Source organism: Sphingomonas sp. S-NIH.Pt3_0716 (assembly GCF_003950715.1).
GTDB lineage: Bacteria > Pseudomonadota > Alphaproteobacteria > Sphingomonadales > Sphingomonadaceae > Sphingobium > Sphingobium yanoikuyae_A.
In genome coordinates, this window is sequence record NZ_QLJK01000002.1 from 64,508 (window position 1) to 84,764 (window position 20,257).

The window sequence follows — 20,257 nt, forward strand, 5'->3', positions numbered from 1 at the left end:
CGGCGCGGCGACGTCAGGCCGCTTCGCTACAGTCCAGCAGCGCCGCGCGATCCCGGATTTCCACCATGCGGCGGCCGGGCAGGGCGATGATGCCGATCCGCTTGAGGTCGGTCAGCTGCCGGCTCACCGTCTCGATCGTCAGGCCCAGCACGTCGGCGATCTGCTGGCGCGACAGCGGCAGGTCGAACCGGTCGAGCGGGGGCTGGCCTTCGCGGGCCAGCCGGCGCGACATGTCGAGCAGGAAGGTGGCGATCTTCTCGCGCGCATTCTTGCGGCCGAGCAGCAGCATCCAGCTGCGCGCCCGGTCGAGATCGTCGAGCGTGCGTTGCAGCAGCCGATGCTCCAGCTCGGGATGCTCGCGGGCAAAGCCGTCAAAGGCGCCGCGGGTGAAGAGGCACAGGCGCGCGTCGGTGAGTGCCGTGACGCTGTGCGGCGTGCTGCGGCCGAAGGGGCGACCGATGAAGTCGGACGGATAGACCACGCCGACAATCTGCTCGCGCCCGTCGCCGGTCGAAGCCGACAATTTGAGCGTGCCGTCGATCACATTGGCGACGATGGTGGCGTCGTCGCCTTCCCACATCACCGTCTGCCCCGCCGCGATCGTGACGCGCCGGCCCAGGCGATTGAGCGCGCCGCGCTCATCCTCTTCCAGCGTGGCGCAGATGGCGCGGTCGCGCACCTCGCAGCGCTGGCAGAAGCTGGCGTCGGAGCAGGGGGCAGGAACGGGCATGCCGCCGGGCAGGGTTTGCGCGAGATCAAAATGCATGTTCATGACCGCTGCTTGGCGCGGCGGCGGGGCGGGCACTATCCGTAAATCCCCTATGGGACTTTCTGTCCTATTCGAGCCCTGCCTGGAAGGCGATGCGCAGCGTTTCCGACAGGCTGTGGACCTGCAGCTTCTGCATCAGGTTGGCGCGATGAATCTCCACGGTGCGCGGGCTGATGCCCAGGTCATAGGCGATCGTCTTGTTAGGCAGGCCGTCGACCAGGCCCTTGAGCACTTCGCGTTCCCGATCGGTCAGGATGTTGAGCCGGGCGCGGGCGGTCTCGCGCTGGCTGTTGCGGCCCTGGTCGGCGCTTGCCTGCGCGCAGGCGGCTTCGATCGCGGCGAGCAATGCCGCCTTCTCGAACGGCTTTTCGATGAAGTCGGTGGCCCCCGCCTTCATCGCGGCGACCGCCATGCCGACATCGCCATGGCCGGTCATGATGACGACCGGCAGCATCATGCCGCGCGCGCGCAGTTCGCGCTGCACTTCCAGCCCGTCCATGTCGGGCATGCGCACGTCCAGCAGTACGCAGCCGCCCTCCAGCGTCCTGACCTCCTTGAGGAACTCGGCGCCACCCGAGAAGAGCCGCACCGCAAAGCCGCTGGTCTTGAGCATGAAGGAGAGCGACCGGCGGATCGCCTCGTCATCATCGACGACATGGATGGGCTGGTCGGTGGGCAGGCTCATGGCAGGCGGTCCGCAGAATCGAGAGTGAAGTGGAAGGCGACGCCGCCCCAGTGCGAGGCGTCGGCCCAGATCCGTCCGCCATGCCCCTCGACGATGGTGCGGCTGATCGACAGGCCCACGCCCATGCCGGCGGGCTTGGTGGTGCTGAACGGGGTGAAGAGCGATCGCGCGACTGCCGGATCGAGGCCGGGGCCACTGTCGGCGATGATGAGTTCGACCTGTCCGTCCTCGGCCGGCACTGCCGACAGGCGCAGGATGCGGCGATTGCGGCCGTCCATCGCCTCGACCGCGTTGCGCACCAGGTTGATGATGACCTGCTGCACCTGCACGCGATTGGCGATCACCCGGCCGACGCGCGGGTCGACGACGATGTCCATGTCGATGCCTCGGCTGTCGATGCCGATGAAGGCCAGCGCGACCCCCTCGGCCAGCAGCGTGGCCGCCGGTTCGGCCTGGCGATCGGCTTCGCCGCGACGGATGAACTCTCGCAGCGACCGGATGATCTGGCCCGCGCGCATCGCCTGGCGCGCGGCTTCGTCCATCGCCTCGCCCAGCAAGTCGCGGTCGACCGGTGCATCGGTGCGCAGCAGGTCGCGGCCCGCCTCCATATAATTGGCGATCGCGGTCAGCGGCTGGTTCAGTTCGTGCGCCAGCGCCGCAGCCAGCGTGCCCATCGCCGTGACGCGGGCGGCATGGCTGAGTTCAGCCTGCAGATCCTGCAGGCGGCGCTCGGCCTTCTGTCGATCGGTCAGGTCGCGCACGAAGCCGGTGAACAGCTTTTCGCCATGGTCCTGCACTTCGCCGACCGCCAGCTCGATCGGAAAGGTGGAGCCATCGCGCCGGCGTGCGGTGGTCAGTCGGCCGATACCGATGATCCGCTTCTCGCCGGTGTCATGATAATGTTGCAGGTAGGAATCGTGGCGCTCGCGATCGGGCGAGGGCATCAGCATCGCGACATTGCGGCCCAGCACATCGGCCTCGGCATATTGGAACATGCGCTGGGCCGCCGGGCTGAACGAGACGATATGCCCGGTCGCGTCGATCACGATCAGCGCATCAGGCACCGTTGCCAGGATCGATCCCAGCAGAGCCTGTTCCCGGCTGGTCGCATTATCCTGCGGATCGCCATCGTTGAACGCCATGTCGGATCACTGACCGTAAATCAGTGCGCCAGCAAGAGCGGAACCCGTGTTTCGGCCAGAATATAGCGGGTTACGCCGCCAAAAATGGTTTCCCGCAGCCGGCTGTGGCCAAAGGCGCCCATCACCATCCAGTCGATCGACAGTTCCTGGCAGGCATGGGACAGCGCTTCTTCCACGCTGCGATCCTTGCGCGGCCATTCGTGAATCTCGACCGCAATGCCGTGGCGCGAAAGATATTCGGCGGCGTCAGTCGGCGGGAAGTCGCGCTTCGATCGCTCGTCGACGGTGACGACATGGACCTCGCTCGCCACCCGCAACAGGGTGCGGCTCGCGGTCAGCGCCGACGCCGCCTCATGCGATCCGTCCCAGGCAACCATGGCCCGGCCGGTGCAGCGAAAGCCCTTGGCCATGCTCGGGATCGCCAGCACCGGGGCGCGGCTGTTGACCGCCAGGTCGGCGACGATCGGCGCCGGATCATCGGCCTGCCGGCGACCCGGCGGCGGCAGGGAAACGAGCATCGCGTCGGCCAGGCGACCGGTTTCCAGCAGGCCCTGGACCAGGTCGCCGCTGCGATAATGCCAGTCCCACGCCGTGCCCTCGCGCCGCAGCCTTTCCTCCAGGGCGCGCCGCATTTCCTCGTCCTGCCGGCGCACCGCATCGATCGCCTCGGGCACCAGATAGCCGCTGCCATAAAGATCGGCGGCGACCAGTTCGGGCAGCGGCGCGATCTGCAGGCAACTGATATGGGCGCCGGTCGCGCGCGACAGGTCGAACGCGGCCTGCAGCCGGCTTTCCATGCCGTTGTCCGCGCGGATGTGCAGCAAGATGGTCTTCATCGAACATGTCCCGACAAGAGGGCGCCGATGCAGCGCCGCATGATCGTCATCCTGACTAGAAGCCCGCTCGGCTCGTCTCTATCCGCAAATTTCCCTATTTCGATCGCCGATCCGATGGCACATTCGGGGGGCAACGATCATAGCAAGGGATGCCTTCTTCATGACCGACAAGGATATTCTGGAAACCCGCACCGGCATTCGCGTCCAGGTGCGCCCGGCGCAGGATGGCGATGCCAAGGCGCTGGCCCATTTCTTTTCGGCCGTGTCCGATGATGATCGCCGCTTTCGCTTCCTCAGCAGCGCGCCGGGCGTCAGCGCCGGGCAGATTCATGATCTGATCCATGGCGACCCCGACAATTGCGAGACCTTCCTGGCGACCGACGAGAAGGGCGCCATACTGGCTGCGGCGACCCTGGCCGCCGATCCCGACCGGACCCGCGCCGAAGTCGCTATTTCGGTGCGCGCCGACCATCGCGGCAAGGGCGTGGGCTGGAGCATGCTGCGCCACGCCACCGACCGGGCGCAGGAAATGGGCGTCGGTCTGCTCCAGGCGATCGAGAGCCGCGCCAATCATGCCGCGATCGAACTGGAGCGCGAACAGGGCTTTGTCGCCCGCAGCGTCGATGACGAGCCGTCGCTGCTGATCCTGGAAAAGCGTTTCTGATCGCATCGCTGGTAAAATGATGAAGGGGCCGGAGCGGCGATCCGCTCCGGCCCCTTCCTTCTGGTCCACCCCCCGGAGGATCAGAAGCGCATGCCGACGCCCACGCCGAACACGAAGGGATCGAGCGATACCTTGACGTTCTGGGTGCCGGCCGCAGCCGTGGTCAGCCGCACCTTGGTGTCGATGTCGATATATTTGACGTCGAGGTTGAGGAAGATCTTGTCGTTGAGGTCGATGTCGACGCCGACCTGGCCGGCCCAGCCGAAGCTGTCGGACATATGGACCTTGGTCTTGCCGACCGCATCCTCTAGCCCGCTCGACGCATCCTCGTTATAGAACAGCGTATAGTTGACGCCGGCGCCGATATAGGGGCGGACATGGCCCTCGACGATCGGGTGATATTGCATCGTCAGCGTCGGCGGCAGCACCCAGGTGGAGGCCAGCTTGCCGATCCCGCCGGTGGTGCCGCTGCGGCCGCTGGCGCTATGCTTGGTGGTCGCGGCGATCAGTTCGAAGCCGATATGGTCGGTGGCCATGTAGGTGACGTCGACTTCGGGCGCGATGCCGTTGTTCACCGACACCTTCTCGCCGGGGAAGCCGGGCAGGATGCTGCCGCTCTTTTCGGTGGGGGCGACCATGATGCCGCGCACGCGCACCAGCACGTCGCCCTGCTTGGCCTGGGCCGGGGCAGCGGCCAGCGCCGTGCCCATGGCGCCCATCGCGGCGACAATCATCATCTTTTTCAAGTGCATGTCTTTTCTCCATCCCTGATCGTGGGTCAGTGATGGCGCTCTGCTCCCGATCGGGGCGGCCTTCCTTGATGCGGCGCAATCGGCGATTTGATCCTGCGCAATGTTCGGCATCGGACGCCATGGCAGGCGGGGCGCCATGTTCCGCTATCATCCCGATCTGCTCGCCGCGCCGGTGCCGCGCTACACCAGCTATCCGACTGCCGCCCAGTTTGGCGAGGATGTCGGCGTGGCCGACATGGCGCAGCGGCTGGACGCGATGCCGGCGGACGCGCGCCTGTCGCTCTATGTCCATATCCCCTATTGCCATGACATTTGCTGGTATTGCGGGTGCAACACCGGTGCGGCGACCCGGCCCCGGCGCCTGTCCGCCTATGTCGATGCGCTGGAGCGGGAAATGGCGCTGGTCTCGGCGCGGCTCGGCGGACGGGGGCGCGTCACCCATGTCGCCTTTGGCGGCGGCAGTCCCAATTCTCTGCCGCTGATCGACTGGGTCCGGCTCAATCATCAGTTGCTGCTCTGCTTCGACGCCAGCGCGGCGGCGATGGCGGTGGAGCTGGACCCGCGCCGGATCGACCGGGCCTGGATCGACGCCATGGCCAAGGTCGGGGTGACGCGCGTCAATCTGGGGGTGCAGACCTTTGCCACCCATGTGCAGCAGCGGATCGGCCGGGTGCAGCCGGCCGAGACGGTGGCGATGGCGGTGGGCGCGCTGGCCCGTGCGCGCATCCAGGTGGGGTTCGACCTGATGTATGGCTTGCCGGGGCAGAGCGAGGCGGATCTGGCGCAGACGCTGGAGGACAGCATTCGCCTGTCCCCCTCGCGCATCGCGCTGTTCGGCTATGCCCATATGCCGCGCCTGCTGCCGCGCCAGCGGCGGATCGACGCGACCGAATTGCCGGGTGTCGAACAGCGCTTTGCGATGGCGAAGCTTGGCCATGCGATGCTGACGGCCGCCGGCTATCAGGCGATCGGCTTCGATCATTTCGCGCTGCCCGACGATCCACTCGCGGTGGCCGCTGCAACTGGACGGCTGCGCCGCAATTTCCAGGGCTTTACCGAGGATGACAGCGATGCGCTGATCGGCATGGGCGCGAGCGCGATCAGCCAGTTTCCCGACCTGATCGTCCAGAATGAGAAGAATACCGGCGCCTATCGCGAGGCCTTGTCGGACCATCGGCTGCCCGCGGCCCGTGGGGTGCGGCGCAGTGCCGACGACCAGCGGCGGGGCGCGTTGATCGAACGGCTGCTGTGCGATGGGCGGGCGGCCTGTGGCGACCTTGCCGAACCGGCGCTGCTCGATCGGTTCGAGCGGATCGGCCTGCTCCGCCGGGAGGGGGACGAGTTGCTGCTGCAGCCCGGTGCGGCGCCCTATGCCCGGTCCATCGCCGCCTGTTTCGATGCCTATCTGCGCCCGGCCGAAACGCGCTTCAGCGTCGCGGTCTGATCGCCGGCCCGGCCACTGCCGGGCCGGCGATCGCACATCGGATCAGAAGCGCACGCCCACGCCCATCCAGACACGGGCCGGATCGATCAGATAGCCCGCCATGTCATAGTTGAGCCGCTTGTCGAGCAGGTTCTGCACCCCGGCATGGACGGTGAAGGCGGGCGTGATCTTGTAGGATGCGCCCATGTCCACCACCGTATAGTCGGGCGAGACGATATTATTGCCGCTGATCTGCGCCTCGGTCACGGCTTCCTCGCCGCGATAGACGGCGCGCACGAAGGCGGAGAAGCGCTTGTCCGGGCGCCAGTTGAGCGAGGCGCTGGCCTGCTGCTTGGGCGTGTCGTTGAGTGCCGCGCCGATATTGGCGCCGCTCAGCTGTTCCGAATCCGTCAGCGTGCCGGTGGCGTTGAGCCGCAGCGTGTGGGTCAGCGGCACATCGACCGAGACTTCGACGCCGCGCACCCGCGCCTTGTCGACATTGACATAGGTCGTGGGCGGACGGCCGATCGAGCTGAGCGGTTCATCGACGCACCAGGCCCCCGCCACTTCGCAGGTCACACGGGTGATCTTGTCGTTGAAGCGGGTGTCATAGGCAGTGACGCTGGCGTTGAAGCCATTCCGCGAGAAGAGCAGGGCAGCCTCGATCGTGCGGGAGGTTTCGGCTTCCAGGTCGGGATTGCCATAGATGGTGCCGCCACGGCTGGTCTGGCCCCAGTCGGGAATCGTCTGGCGCAGGCTCGGCGCGCGGAAGCCCTGCGAATAGCCGCCCTTCAGCGTCAGGGACGGGGTGATGTTCCACACCGCATAGACGCGCGGGGTCCAGTGGACGCCATATTGTTCGTCATGGTCCATGCGGATGCCGCCGGTCAGCGCCAGCCCGTCGAGCAGCTTCAGCTCATTTTCGGCAAACAGCGCCCAGCTGGTGCGGGTGGTGCCGGTGGTGGTCGATCCCGACAAAAGGTTGCCGGTCAGGTCGGACAGATCCTCATAGCGATAGAAACCGCCGACGGTCAGCGTGTTGGACGGCAGCGGGATGACCCACAGGCTCTGGCCGACCGTGTTCTTGATCCGCTTCTGCGCCTCGACATGTTCGGCATCCTCATATTGCAGATAGGATTCGGAACTGGCGAAGCCCCATTGGCCGCTATGGCTGATCGACGCGACCTTGCGCTTCTGGGTCTGGGTGGTTTCGGTGCCGAGCGGCGCGGTCGCCGATGTCTCGGTCGTCTCGCCGGCAACCTCGATCACCTTCTGCCGATAATAGCCGCCCTCCAGCAGGATCTGGTGGTTGGCGCTGAGGTTGAAGCCCAGCTTGCCGGCCAGGCTGTCATCATGCCGCTCGGGCGTGCCGCCGATTTCCGTGTCGCCCTCGCGCCGGTTCATCGATCCCTGCAATTGCAGGCCGATGCCGCTGGTCACCGGGCCGGACAGATAGAAATTGCCGTCGGTATAATTGCCGAAATTGACCGCCAGCTGCATCGTGCCGTTGACGCGTGCGCTGCCGCGCCAATGGTCGCTGATGCGGCGGGTGATGATGTTGACGACGCCGCCCATCGCGTCCGATCCGTAGAGCGAGGACATGGGGCCACGCACCACCTCGATGCGCTCGATCGCTTCGAGCGGCGGCAGCAGGCCACCTTCGCTGACATTGCCGCCATTGGTGCGGGATTCGCGCGACGACAGCCGCTTACCGTCGACCAGGATCAGCGTATATTGCGGCGCCATGCCGCGGATCGAGATGTCGCGGCTATTGCCTTCGCCCGGCGTGACGGTGACGCCGGGGATTTCCATCAGCGCATCGGTCACTTCGCGATAGGGCATGGCGTCCAGCGTCTCGCGGGTGATGACGCTGATCGAGGCTGGCGCGTCGCGGACCTCCTGTTCGCGGCCGGCGGCGGTGACGACGATCTGGTTGGAATCCTGGTCGGCCTCGGCCGCCAGCGCCTGCTGTGCGCTGGTCAGCGCGACAAGGGCCGCGGTCGCCCGCAGCAAATGGATGGATGGCATGGAAATCCCCTGTTCTGGATAGACGGGCACCCGCCAGCCACCCGGCCGGACGGGTGCCGGAAATCAGTGGTGCGGGTCTGGCCCGATCGGTGGAGCGAATATCATGGCGGGTTCATTTGCGATCGATTGTCAATTGCAAGTGGCCGTTGCCAGAAGCGCGGGGCGGCGCCAAATATCGATATCGGATAAGGCTTATGCGGCCTTGCTATGGGGCAGGGCTGCGTCGCTGCCGCAATGGTCGGCGAACATGTCGCACAGCCAGGCGATGGCCGGGTCGCGATGCGACCGCTCGTTCCACAGCAGCCGATAGCCGAAGGTGCCGACCAGGTCCGGCGCGGGCAGGCAGGCCAGGTCATGGGTCCGGGCGATTGCCTCGGCCGCGCGGGTCGGCAGCGTCATCAGCGCGTCCGACCCCCGGATCATGTGCGGCGCCGCCTGGAAATAGGGCAGGCGGGCGATCACCCGCCGGCGCGGCGCCAGTGTGCCCAGGCGCAGTTCGATCCGGTCGAAGCCGCTGTCGCTGACGACGAAGCTGATATGCGGGCAGGACAGGAAATCCTCGACCGACAGGGATCGGTCGGTCGGATGCGCCGCCAGCTTGTGATGGCGATCGACGACGCAGCTGAACGTTTCGGTGAACAGGAAGCGCTCATAGGTCTGGGCCGGATCGGGATCGAGCCCGCTGATGATGAGGTCGATCTCGCCTGCGGTCAGCCGCGCCACCATGTCGCCGGTCAAAGGCACGATGTCGATCGCCGCCAATGGTGCCGCGCGGCCGATATGCGGCAGGGTCGGCGCGACCACGGCGGCGACGCCGAAATCGGTCGATGCGACGCGGAATCGGCGATCGAGCGTCGCCGGATCGAAACAGGGCGGTTCCAGCAGGCCGGCGGTCGTCGCCAGCCAGTCCTGCAAGGACGGCGCCAGTTCCTCGGCGCGCCGGGTCAGTTCCATGCCGCCGGCGGTCCGCACCAGCAGCGGATCGCCCAGCAGGCTGCGCAACTGCGCCAGCGACCGGCTGACCGATGGCTGGCTGACGCCCAGTTGCTGCGCCGTGCGGGTGACACTTTTCGTGCGCAGCAACAGGCCCAGTATCACCAGGCTGTTGAGATCGAAATGCACGCCGCCAAGCAAGAGAGACCGGTCCGTTCCTTAAGGATAATGCGGACCATTCTTAACTTCAGGGCTGGTCAGGGTCCAGTCCCGTTGCATTTCCCGACTGTTGCGCGGCGCGATCGGTGCCGATTGACAGGCCCCTTCCTCCGGATTTATGAAATAACCTGTATCACATCTTCGTCGATCAAGAGGCTGTGCGCCTGCAATCATTGTGTCCGGGGCAGCAGGTGCGACGATGATGAAAGGGATGGGCGCCGTCTGTGCGGCGCTCGACGCCGTGACGGTCGACCCAGCATATAAGGGCCGCGCGGTCGGGATGGGAGGATGCCATGACACGCCGTTTCCGGACGTTGCTTTTCTGCGCCTGCGCGACTCTGCCCACCCTGCCGCTCGAGGCCCAGGCGCAGGATAAGGCGCAGGACAGGGCCAGCGTGACCCAGGACATCATCGTCACCGCCCGCCGGACCGAGGAACGGCTGCAGGACGTGCCGATCTCGATCACCGTGTTCAATCAGGAAGAACTGGCCAACCGCAATGTCGTCAATGCGCAGGATCTGGCCGCCTATACCCCCTCGCTGTCCGCCAATGGCAATTTCGGCAGCGAAAATAGCAGTTTCGCCATTCGCGGCTTTGCCCAGGATATCGGCACCGCGCCCTCGGTCGGCGTCTATTTCGCCGACGTGGTCGCGCCCCGCGGCGCCTCCAACGGCCTGCCCTCGGGCGATGGCGCCGGGCCGGGCGCCTTCTTCGACCTGCAGAATGTCCAGATATTGAAGGGGCCACAGGGCACCCTGTTCGGCCGCAACACCACCGGCGGCGCGATCCTGCTGGTGCCGCAGAAGCCGACCGACGAATTTTCCGGCTATGTCGAAGGATCGGTCGGCAATTATGACATGTGGCGCGGCCAGGCGGTGGTCAACGCGCCGCTCGGCGACCGGGCGCGGATGCGCATCGGCGTCGATCGGCAGAAGCGCGACGGCTATATGCGCAACGGCAGCGGCATCGGCCCCGACCGGTTCGGCGATGTCGATTATATCGCGCTGCGCGCCAGCCTGGTCGTCGATCTGACCCCCGATCTCGAAAATTACACCATCCTCTCTTACAGTGATTCCAGCAATAACGGCCCGATCCAGAAGCTGGTCGCGGCCGCGCCGGAGGGGCTGGGCCAGCTCGCCTATGGCCAGTTGCTGCGCCAGGGCAGCGGTTTCTATGACGTCATGCAGTCACTGGAGGATCCCTATTCCAGGACCGAGCAGTGGCAGCTGATCAACACCACAAGCTGGCAGGCGAGCGACACGCTGACGGTCAAGAATATCGTCAGCTACGCGCAGTTGAAGCAGCGCATGAATGCGCCCCTGTTCGGCACCGATTTCGTCGTCGATTTCGCCGCGATCAATCCCTTCCTCGCCGCGCTGGGCAGCTATCATCTGCCCTTCACCACGGTGACGTCGATACCGGGCGGCTATACCGCGAACCAGTCGACCTTTACCGAGGAACTGCAATTGCAGGGGCGCTCGGGCGACGGCCGGCTCAACTGGCAGGCGGGGGCCTATCTGGAGGTCAGCGAACCGCTGGGCATGAGCGGCAGCCAGTCGCCCTTCCTGGCGTCCTGCACCGATTCCGCCACCCTGCAATGCACCGATCCGCTGGGCTTCCTGTCCAATCTCGATCCGACCATCCCGGATATCGCCAAGCCGATCCATGCCGGCACCGTCAATTATACGGCGGGGCGCACCAATTTCCACAATGTCGGCCTCTATGCGCAGGCGACCTATGCGCTGACCGATCAGCTGAAACTGACCGGCGGCTTCCGCTACACCTGGGATCATTCGCGCAATGTCAGCGACCAGCGCACCTATATCGTCGCCTATCCGCCGCAATATGGCGCCTTCAATCCGGCCGCACCCTATCGCTGCACCAATCCGCAGGCGGCGGCGACCAATTGCGTGTCGCATTATTATCAGTCGTCGGAAAAGCCGACCTGGCTGATCGACCTCGATTATAACCCGACCCAGGACATATTGCTCTACGCCAAATATGCGCGCGGCTACCGCGCCGGCACGATCGTCCCCAATATCACTGCGCCGCTCAACATCGTCGAGCCCGAGAAGGTGGACAGCTATGAGCTGGGGCTCAAGACCAGCTTTGGCGGCGCGCTGCGCGGCACCTTCAACCTGGCCGGTTTCTATAATGATTTTTCCAACCAGCAATTGCAGGTCGGCTTCAATGCGCGGCCGCTGTCGGGGCAGGCGTCGACCGCCGCGCCGGTCAATGCCGGCAAGTCGGAGATATGGGGGCTGGAGGCCGATGCCTCGCTCACCCCGTTCCAGGGACTGGTGCTGACCGGCGGCTACAGCTATTTGCGCACCAAGATCAAATCGGTGCCCGATTTCTCCAGCTTCAACGACCCCAATTATATCCTGGCCGCGCCGTTCCAGCCGGGCGATCCCGAAGTGCTGTCGCCGCGCCACAAATTCACGGTCAGCGGCACCTACACCCTGCCGCTGGACGAGGAGAAGATCGGCCGCATCTCCTTCGGCGCGACCTTCACCCATCGGTCCTCGATGCTGGTCAACTATACCGACCGCACCAATCCCGATCCGTCGATCGCCGCGCTCAGCACGCTGGCGCCGCTCGATCTGCTGAACCTCAACGCCAGCTGGAACAATATTGCCGGCGCGCCCATCGACCTCAGCCTGTTCATGACCAATGTGACCAAAGAGAAATATTACAGCTTCATCGCCGGGCTGGGATCGCCCAGCGTCAATTTCGAGACGGCGACGCTCGGCGAGCCGCAAATGTACGGCGCGCGCCTGCGCTTCCGCTTCGGGGGATGAACGGGCGCCGACGACCGCGAAAATTGATCCATGTCTAGGACGGCGCTTCCGGCGGCTGATAGGTTGCATGGCAATCAAGCGGAGTCGGTTCGATGGACGTGATCACGGATGCTGCCTATCTGTTTCGCCGGTCGCGCGACGAGACGCGCAAAGCCGACGAAGCCCGTGCGCGCGGCGATGCGGTGTGCGTGATTGCTGCGCACAATGAACTGGCGCTGCGCTACAAGGTTCGCGCCCTGTCGCTGTCCAGCGGCGCGGTTCCCTGCATCGACGCGACCGGGCGACGATCGGCCTAATCCTTCTCGCCCTGCAGGCTGATGCGGCCGGGTTTCAGCCCCGGCGCGCTGACCTGCAGCGTGATCGCGCCCGGCTTTCCGGTGCCGCGCAGGAAGGCAACCGCCTTGCCGCCCACTGCCGCGCGCTGTGGTGAGGAAAAGGCGGTGTGATCGGTGACGCTGCCATTGTCGAAGGCGACGACGCGGCCCGGCCCCGATATTGTTGCGCTGAGCAGTGGCGTCGCGCCGGGCACCAGCACACCCCTGGCGTCCACCACCTCGGCCCGCACCGCGACGACATCGTCGAAGTCGCCGCCGACCGCCTTGGCTTCGGGCACCAGCCGGATCGCGGCGGGGGCGCCGGCGCTGCGCAGCATGTCCTCCGCCACCTTCGCACCACCCCGATAGCCGACCGCGCGCAACTCGCCCGGCGCATAGTCGACGTCCCATGTGATCGGACTGTCATCCGCGTTGCGCGGCTTGCGCATCAGCGACTGGCCGTTGAGGAACAGCTCGACCGCGTCGCTGTTGCTGTAGACCTCGACCTTTTCCTTGTGCGCGGCGCGATTGTCGGGCGACCAGTCGGCTAGCGCGCCCGGCCCCTTGGGTTGGGGCAGGGCGATGCCGACCATGGTCGGCATTTCGCTGATGTCGATCACCTCGGTCACGCGCCGGGCCAGCTTCACCACCGGCTTTTCCGACCACCAGCTCGCCCGTTCCCAGCCGATCGGCTTCACGCCATCGACCCGGTCGACCAGACCGGACGGGTTGCTGATCGCCGGCCAGCCGGCCCGGTCCGCCTCGCCCAGATAATCGACGCCGGTCCACAGGAACATGCCGGCATAGGCCGGGTCGTCGCGCACCACGAGCCAGCTTGACCGGTTCTTGCTGTTCTCCGTGCCGATGATCTTGCGGCTGGGCTTGTCGGCATGCGCCTTGGCCAGTTCATTCTCGCGATAATTCTGGCCCACCACGTCCAGCAGGTCGGCGGTGCCATTGTCATAATCATGGGTGGTGTTGGGGCGGAACAGCGCCATCGTCACCGGCCGGGTCGGATCCTCGGCATGGAAGATGTCCTGCAGGCGGGTGATGATCGACTGCGCCACCAGCGGATAGGGCGTGTCGTGGATCTCGTTGCCGATCGACCAGATGACGATGCTGGGATGATTGCGATCACGCCGCACGAAATCGCGCGCGTCGATCGACGACCAGTCGGTGAAATAGAGATGATAATCCTGGGGATTCTTCGCCACCGTCCACATGTCGAACCCCTCGTTCATGACGATCAGGCCAAGCCGGTCGCACAGGTCGAGAAATTCGGGCGAGAAGGGGTGATGGGCGGTGCGCACCGCATTGACGCCCAGCGCCATCAGCCCCTTGAGCCGCCGTTCATAGACGGCGAGCGGCACCGCCATGCCGAACGGCCCGCCATCGGCATGGATCGCCACGCCCTTCAGCTTGATGTTGCGGCCATTCAGCCAGAATCCGCTCGCCGCCTCGAACCGGGCATCGCGAATGCCGAAGGGGACGCGCTCTTCATAGAGCAGCCGCCCGTCGGTGGCGCGCACGCGCAGCAGCGCCTGGTGCATCGCCGGATCGCCAATGTCCCAGCGGCGTGGATCGGCGATCGTGCCGCTGACATCCATTTGCGTCGCGCGGCCGGCGGGCAGGCTGATGCTCTGGCCGGTGAAGGTCGCGATGCTGCGGCCGTCCGGCCCCTCGATCACCGCCTCCAGTCGCGCCTCGATCGGCGCACTGCCCTGGTTCATCACGCTGCTGCCGATGGTCAGGTCCGCGCTCTTCGCGTCCAGCTTTGCGACCCGCACCGTGCTGCCCCAGGTTTCGGCATGGACATCGCCCAGTGTGAGGATGCGGACATGGCGATAGATACCGCCGCCCGCATACCAGCGCGACGCGGGCTGGGCGGAGGTATCGGCGCGCACCGCCAGTATATTTTCCTGCCCGGCGGGTTTCAGATGCTGGGTGATCTCGTAGCGGAAGCTGGCATAGCCGCTCGGCCGATGGCCGACATGCTGGCCGTTGATCCATACGCCCGACCGCTCCATCACGCCGTCGAATTCGACGAAGACGCGCTGGCCGGCGCTGGCGGGCGGCAGGGTGAAATGCTTGCGATACCAGGCGACGCCGGTCGGCAGGAATCCGCCCGATCCGGTCGCGGGCGCATGTTCGTCGAACGGCCCGGCGATCGCCCAGTCATGCGGCAGGTCGACCGGCTGCCAGTCTGCATCGGCAAAGCCGGGCTGTTCCGCGGTCGCGACATCGCCCTGATGGAAGCGCCAGCCTGCATCGAAATTCTCGGCGCCGGTCGGCTGGGCAAAGGTGGGGGCGGGTAGGGCGATCAATAGCGCCAGCGCCAGGCCGGCGGCACTCCGCCCGATCATCCTGCGCATCCGTGCGGTCCGTCCCGTCGCCATATCGGCCCCCTCTCCAGAATATGTCCACTATGTGGCGCTGTGGCGCCCTATGTGGGTATATGGCTACAGGAGTGGCGGGCCGATGCCAAGCGGCTTTGCTGGTCCTGCGGGGCGGGCGGCGACGCGACAGTCAAATCTCCTACGAATTTCACAGTGTCGTTCGCGGATTCGGGCGAAATGCGCCGCAAGCGCCCCCATGACGCGACATCCACGCGACAGCGAAGCGACAGATTTGCACCGGTGATGCGCGTGAACGCCGGGAGGCATGGAGGGGGCGGGGCCATCCCACAGGATAGATCAGAGAAGGGCCGAGTAGGAAAGCGGGTGACCGGAAGCGACCAGAAGCGGACGTTTCCTACTCCCCTCCCTTCCAGGGAGGGGCCGGGGGTGGGTGCGCCGCGCAGCGGCGGTCTACGGTCGATAGGGCAGAAGCTCGCTACGCTCGCAACCCACCCCAACCCCTCCCTGGAAGGGAGGGGCTATGTCTTGTTACCACCCATTTCGGACCTGAAGGGGCTCGTTGAGCCGGGTAATTGTCCCCCTTCAGCGCACCTTGAAACTATATGTGCCGCTGACCGGCTGATGATCATTGCCCATCACCGTCCATTGAAGATCATAGCTGCCTGTCGGCAGGGCGCGGGGCAGGGTGATGACCAGGCCCTTGCCATCGGCGGCCGCGGCGGTGGTGAAGCCCTTGATCGGCATTGGCGGATGATCGGCCATGCCCGGCATGCCGGTCATGGTGAGCGTGATGCTGCTATGATCGGCCTGCAGCGCCTCGGAAAAGCCCAGGGTCAGCCGGGTCGGCTTGGCAACGCTGGCATTGGCGGCGGGACTGGCCGCAACGAGCTGCGGCTTGGCGAAGGCGGCGCCGGGCAGGGCGGTCAGCACAAGGGCAGTAGCGATCAGGGGCAGGCGGGGCATGGATGTCTCCGGAAAAATGCGCGTCTTGCAGGGGAATACGCATTGTCCTGTCGCATCCCTCACCCGCCGCGCTATTTTGTGCGAGGGATGGGCCGGCCGGATGCGTATCGTCAGGCAGGACATGAAGGACGGGACGATGGACGATCTGGATGACAGGCTGGCCAGGCTGCGCGACGCGCCGGCGGCGGCGCGCTTCGACGGGCTGGAGGAGGCGGTGATGCAGGGGCTGGATCGCCGCCGCGAACGCAGTGTCGCGCGGCGCAGCCTGATGCTGGCCGGCGTGATGGCGATCGGCATCGGCTGGATCGGCAGTAGCGTGCCCGCGCAGCCGGCGCAGGCCGCGCCGGGCCCGCTGCTGATCGGCATGTCCGACTATGCGCCCTCGCGCCTGCTGGAGCGATAGGCATGGGCAAACGCTATTGGCTGGTGGCGCTGGTCGCCTTTGCCGCGGCGCTGGCCGCCGTGCTGGTTGCGCGTACCTGGCTCGCGCCCGCGCCGCCGGTGGAGAATGAGGTTCATGCCCTGCTCCATGATCGGCTGACGCTGGACGCCGGCCAGAAGCAGCGCATCGCCGATCTGGAAGCCGCCTTCGCGCAGCGCAAGGCGGCGCTCGACGCGGAAATGCGTGCCGACAATCAGCGGCTGGCTGCAGCAATCGCCGCCGAACATGGCTATGGCCCGCGCGTTGCCCAGGCGGTCGACCGGTCGCACCAGGCGATGGGGGAATTGCAGAAGGAAACATTGAAGCACATCTTCGCGATGCGCGGCGTGCTGCGCCCCGATCAGGCCGCGCTGTTCGACGCGGCGGTGGTCAAGGCGCTGACCCAGCCTGTCGGGTGATAGCCGACGATCCTGATGATGCCACGCTGGCGGCGCAGGCGCTGGCCGGGCGGCAGGCCGCCTATGGCGCGCTGATGCGGCGGCACCGCGATGCCGTCTATCGGCTGGCGCGTGGCCATGTCGGCGATGCGGATGCGGCAATGGACATCGTGCAGGAAAGCTTCATCGCCGCCTTTGCCTCGCTCGCCCGCTATGATGGGCGCCGGCCCTTTCGCGGCTGGATCGCGCGGATCACGATCAACAAATGCCATGACTGGGCGCGCCGCCGTGCCGTCCGTCGCTTCTTCAGCTTCGCCCGGCCGATCGAGGACGCCGCCCATGTCGCCGACGCGGGGCCCGATCCCGAGCAGGCGGCCCAGTCCCGCGCTGGCGTTGCCCGGATCGAGGCAGCGGTGGCGGCACTGCCGGTGGCGCTGCGCGAGGTGGTTTTGCTGCGCGGGATCGAGGGCATGAGCCAGGCCGAGGTCGCGGCGATATTGGACATCACCGAAAAGGCAGTGGAAACCCGCCTCTACCGCGCCCGCCGGCAATTGCAGGAGATGTTGAGGGAAAGCGACGCGGCGCGCGTATAGAGGGGCATGACCGACCTGCCTTCCCTCCCTGTCGACCGCCGCAGCCTGATCCGGGGGGGCGCCGCGCTTGCACTGGCGCAGGCCTTGCCCGGCTGGGCTGCCACCGGCACGCATGGCGTTGCCCAGGGCGCGCTGACGGGCGAGACGATCGCGCTCGGCATCGGCGACGGGCATTTGGCGACCGGCGGCCGATCGGCCCATGCGATCAGCGTCAATGGCGGAACGCCCGCGCCGCTCATCCGCCTGCGCGAGGGGCAGAGTGTCAACATCGCCGTCACCAACCGGTTGAAGGAGGATAGCTCGATCCACTGGCATGGGCTGATCCTGCCCTTCCAGATGGACGGCGTGCCGGGCATCAGCTTCCCCGGCATCATGCCCGGCGAGACCTTCACCTATCGCTTTCCAGTGCGGCAGGCGGGCACCTACTGGTATCACAGCCATTCGGGCATGCAGGAGGCGATGGGCCTTTATGGGCCGATCATCATCGATCCCGCCGGCCCCGATCCGGTGGCCTATGACCGGGAGCATGTGATCCTGCTCGCTGACTGGAGCCCGGTCCACCCGCACAGGCTGCTGCAACGGCTCAAGCAGATGGGCGGCTATTACAATATGCAGCGCCAGACGCTGGCCGGGTTGCTGGCGGGGAAGGATCAGGCCCTCAAGGACCGGATCGACTGGGGCGCGATGCGCATGGACCCGACTGATATTTCCGACGTCACCGGCGCCACATACAGCTATCTGGTGAACGGCATGGGCACGGCCGAGAACTGGACCGGCCTGTTCGCGCCGGGCGAGCGGGTGCGACTGCGCATCATCAACGCGTCGGCGATGACCAATTTCAATATCCGCCTGCCCCGCCTGCCGATGACCGTCGTCCAGTGCGACGGGCAGGATGTCCAGCCGGTCGAGACCGACGAGTTCCAGATCGGCATTGCCGAAACCTATGACGTGATCGTCCAGCCCGGCGAGGCGAAGCCCTATGCCCTGATTGCCGAGGCGATCGACCGGTCGGGGCTGGTCCGCGCCACCTTGGCGCCGCAGATCGGCATGGTCGCGCCCGTGCCGGCCCGGCGCGCCCGGCCGCTGCTGGGCATGAAGGACATGGGCATGGACATGGGCGGCATGGACATGGGCCAGGACGGGGTGATCGACCTCAGCCAGCCGGCCAATGAAAGCATGTCCGGCCACAGCATGAAGATGCGCGACAAGTCGGTCGCGCCCGGCGTGAAAATGGGGCCGGGCGTCGCTACCCTGTCGCCGATGCCGGCCGATCGCACCGCCGACCGGCCGACGGGGCTGGAGGATGTCGATCATCGCGTGCTGACCTATGCCGATCTGCGGTCGCTGACAGCGAACACGGACCTGCGCACGCCGAGCCGATCGCTCGACATCCACCTGACCGCGAACATGGAACGCTATATGTGGTCGTTCGACGGGGTGAAGCTGTCGGAAGGAGCGCAGCCGATCGCCTTGCGCCACATGGAGCGGGTGCGCGTGACCCTGATCAACGACACGATGATGCCGCATCCCATCCATCTGCACGGTCATTTTTTCGAACTGGTGACCGGCGACGCGGCCCATAATCCGCGCAAGCATACGGTGAATGTGCTGCCGGGCGGCAAGCTCAGCTTCGACCTAACGGCCGATGCGCTGGGCGACTGGGCGTTCCATTGTCATATGCTGATGCACATGCATGCCGGGATGATGCGGGTGGTGACGGTCCGCCATGGGGAGGGCGCGGCATGAGGCTGCTCGCGCTCCTGCTGCTCGCTGCCGCCGTGCCGGTGCAGGCCCAGACTGTCGATCACAGCCAAATGGATCATGGGGCAATGGGGCATGCCCAGAATCCAATGGCGCCGGCTACCGATGCCGCCATTCCCCAAGGCACGCCGCCGCCGGTGCCGACCGATCATGCCGCCGACGCGCTCTATGACCCCGCTGCCATGGCCCGCGCCCGCGCGGCGATGATCGCGGAAGGGGGCGGCATGACCTATTCGCAATGGATGCTCGATCGGCTGGAATATCGCGCCGGCAAGGGCGCGGACGGCTATGCCTGGGAGGGCGAGGGCTGGATCGGCGGAGACATCGACCGCTTCGCCGTGAAGAGCGAGGGCGAGGGGAGGTTCGGCGGATCGCTCGAACGGGCCGAGGTTCAGGCGCTCTACAGCCGGGCGATCGACCCCTGGTTCAACCTGCAGGCGGGCGTGCGGCAGGATTTCGGCGAAGGGCCGGACCGCAGCTATGCGGTGATCGGCATCGACGGCCTGGCGCCCTACTGGTTCGAGGTCGGGGCCGAAGCCTTCCTGTCGACCAGGGGCGACGCCCATCTGCGGCTGGAGGCGAGCTATGACCAGCGCATCACCCAGCGGCTGATCCTGCAGCCCGCTGCCGAGTTCAATCTGGCGGCGCAGGCCGTGCCCGAACTGGGGATCGGCGCCGGCCCGTCCGATATCGAGATGGGGCTGCGGCTGCGCTACGAGATCGCCCGCGAATTTGCGCCCTATGTCGGCGTCAATTGGGAACGCAAGCTGGGCGATACGGCCGATTATGCCCGTGCCGCCGGCGATAAGCCGTCGGCCACCAGCCTGGTGATCGGCCTGCGCGCCTGGTTCTGAGAGGCGCTTGCAGCCCGCCCGATATTCGATTATCGATCCCGCCGATCCCGCGCCGCACGGCATGGGATCATGATCGCGCCGGTGTCCCGAAAGGGGCTTAATAGGGAATGCGGTGCGGACGGGTGACTGTCCAAATCCGCAGCTGTCCCTGCAACTGTAAGCGGTGAGCGCGATGCATATGTGCGGACGGCAGAATGACCGATCCGCCAGCCACTGGGCCGGACGCTAAATCCTGCGAGGCCTGGGAAGGCCGTGCATCAAGCGATGACCCGTGAGCCAGGAGACCTGCCGGCGTCTGGTCGCTCTTGCCTTGGTCCAGGGGATGGCCGCGGCACGGTAACTTC

The 20,257-nt window shown here is 66.2% G+C and carries 18 protein-coding genes and 1 riboswitch; of the genes, 9 read left to right on the forward strand and 9 right to left on the reverse strand.

Annotated features, from left to right (window positions below; all coding sequences use genetic code 11):
• Positions 1-13: 13 nt before the first annotated feature.
• From BRX37_RS01965 to BRX37_RS01980, 4 genes are all read right to left on the reverse strand, one after another.
• Positions 14-772, reverse strand: coding sequence for a Crp/Fnr family transcriptional regulator (locus tag BRX37_RS01965; RefSeq protein WP_010339652.1), 759 nt, complete (start codon positions 770-772; stop codon positions 14-16).
• A 64-nt stretch (positions 773-836) separates the two neighbouring features.
• Complete coding sequence (gene fixJ / locus BRX37_RS01970; RefSeq protein WP_125985311.1) at positions 837-1,454, reverse strand: response regulator FixJ; 618 nt, start codon at positions 1,452-1,454, stop codon at positions 837-839.
• Positions 1,451-2,596: a sensor histidine kinase gene (locus BRX37_RS01975; protein WP_004208555.1), complete on the reverse strand. Its 1,146-nt coding sequence runs from the start codon at positions 2,594-2,596 to the stop codon at positions 1,451-1,453. Before BRX37_RS01975 ends, fixJ begins: the two co-directional genes overlap by 4 nt.
• A gap of 20 nt (positions 2,597-2,616) precedes the next feature.
• Positions 2,617-3,432, reverse strand: a complete 816-nt coding sequence (locus tag BRX37_RS01980) for a universal stress protein (protein ID WP_125985312.1) — start codon at positions 3,430-3,432, stop codon at positions 2,617-2,619.
• Positions 3,433-3,592: 160 nt separating this feature from the next.
• Between BRX37_RS01980 and BRX37_RS01985 the strand changes: the two genes are divergently transcribed.
• A complete protein-coding gene (locus BRX37_RS01985) occupies positions 3,593-4,096 on the forward strand; it encodes a GNAT family N-acetyltransferase (RefSeq protein WP_010339656.1) in 504 nt (167 codons plus the stop codon).
• An 80-nt stretch (positions 4,097-4,176) separates the two neighbouring features.
• On the opposite strand, the gene BRX37_RS01990 is transcribed toward BRX37_RS01985, so the two are convergent.
• Positions 4,177-4,848: an OmpW/AlkL family protein gene (locus tag BRX37_RS01990; protein WP_004208552.1), complete on the reverse strand. Its 672-nt coding sequence runs from the start codon at positions 4,846-4,848 to the stop codon at positions 4,177-4,179.
• A 136-nt stretch (positions 4,849-4,984) separates the two neighbouring features.
• On the opposite strand from BRX37_RS01990, the gene hemN reads away from it, so the two are divergent.
• Positions 4,985-6,292 carry an oxygen-independent coproporphyrinogen III oxidase gene (gene hemN / locus BRX37_RS01995; protein WP_206434098.1) on the forward strand — a complete coding sequence of 436 codons (1,308 nt, stop codon included), beginning with the start codon at positions 4,985-4,987 and terminating at the stop codon, positions 6,290-6,292.
• Positions 6,293-6,334: 42 nt separating this feature from the next.
• Here the strand turns inward: hemN and BRX37_RS02000 are convergent, their stop codons facing one another.
• On the reverse strand, positions 6,335-8,299 hold the full coding sequence (locus tag BRX37_RS02000; protein WP_125985314.1) for a TonB-dependent receptor domain-containing protein: 1,965 nt from the start codon (positions 8,297-8,299) through the stop codon (positions 6,335-6,337).
• Positions 8,300-8,491: 192 nt separating this feature from the next.
• Positions 8,492-9,421: a LysR family transcriptional regulator gene (locus BRX37_RS02005; RefSeq protein ID WP_318276559.1), complete on the reverse strand. Its 930-nt coding sequence runs from the start codon at positions 9,419-9,421 to the stop codon at positions 8,492-8,494.
• Positions 9,422-9,744: 323 nt separating this feature from the next.
• Between BRX37_RS02005 and BRX37_RS02010 the strand changes: the two genes are divergently transcribed.
• Together BRX37_RS02010 and BRX37_RS02015 are read left to right on the forward strand one after the other, a co-directional pair.
• On the forward strand, positions 9,745-12,252 hold the full coding sequence (locus BRX37_RS02010; protein ID WP_125985316.1) for a TonB-dependent receptor: 2,508 nt from the start codon (positions 9,745-9,747) through the stop codon (positions 12,250-12,252).
• 92 nt (positions 12,253-12,344) lie between these two features.
• Positions 12,345-12,548 carry a hypothetical protein gene (locus BRX37_RS02015; RefSeq protein WP_010339662.1) on the forward strand — a complete coding sequence of 68 codons (204 nt, stop codon included), beginning with the start codon at positions 12,345-12,347 and terminating at the stop codon, positions 12,546-12,548.
• Here BRX37_RS02015 and BRX37_RS02020 read toward each other — a convergent pair.
• Positions 12,545-14,929 (reverse strand): glycoside hydrolase family 2 TIM barrel-domain containing protein, encoded by a 2,385-nt coding sequence (locus BRX37_RS02020; RefSeq protein ID WP_318276560.1) that lies wholly within the window; start codon positions 14,927-14,929, stop codon positions 12,545-12,547. The genes BRX37_RS02015 and BRX37_RS02020 overlap by 4 nt on opposite strands.
• Positions 14,930-15,505: 576 nt before the next feature.
• Complete coding sequence (locus BRX37_RS02025) at positions 15,506-15,886, reverse strand: copper resistance protein CopC (protein ID WP_125985318.1); 381 nt, start codon at positions 15,884-15,886, stop codon at positions 15,506-15,508.
• Between the two features lie 100 nt (positions 15,887-15,986).
• On the opposite strand from BRX37_RS02025, the gene BRX37_RS02030 reads away from it, so the two are divergent.
• Genes BRX37_RS02030 through BRX37_RS02050 form a run of 5 tightly spaced genes read left to right on the forward strand, consistent with a single transcriptional unit; the run spans position 15,987 to position 19,913 of the window.
• Positions 15,987-16,289: a hypothetical protein gene (locus BRX37_RS02030; RefSeq protein ID WP_125985319.1), complete on the forward strand. Its 303-nt coding sequence runs from the start codon at positions 15,987-15,989 to the stop codon at positions 16,287-16,289.
• 2 nt (positions 16,290-16,291) lie between these two features.
• A complete protein-coding gene (locus BRX37_RS02035) occupies positions 16,292-16,726 on the forward strand; it encodes a periplasmic heavy metal sensor (RefSeq protein ID WP_037521141.1) in 435 nt (144 codons plus the stop codon).
• Positions 16,723-17,298 (forward strand): RNA polymerase sigma factor, encoded by a 576-nt coding sequence (locus tag BRX37_RS02040; protein WP_125985320.1) that lies wholly within the window; start codon positions 16,723-16,725, stop codon positions 17,296-17,298. The genes BRX37_RS02035 and BRX37_RS02040 overlap by 4 nt, the downstream gene beginning before the upstream one ends.
• A gap of 6 nt (positions 17,299-17,304) precedes the next feature.
• Positions 17,305-19,044, forward strand: a complete 1,740-nt coding sequence (locus BRX37_RS02045) for a copper resistance system multicopper oxidase (protein ID WP_125985321.1) — start codon at positions 17,305-17,307, stop codon at positions 19,042-19,044.
• Positions 19,041-19,913, forward strand: a complete 873-nt coding sequence (locus tag BRX37_RS02050; RefSeq protein WP_125985322.1) for a copper resistance protein B — start codon at positions 19,041-19,043, stop codon at positions 19,911-19,913. Before BRX37_RS02045 ends, BRX37_RS02050 begins: the two co-directional genes overlap by 4 nt.
• A 62-nt stretch (positions 19,914-19,975) precedes the next feature.
• Positions 19,976-20,220, forward strand: a riboswitch (cobalamin riboswitch).
• Positions 20,221-20,257: the final 37 nt, after the last annotated feature.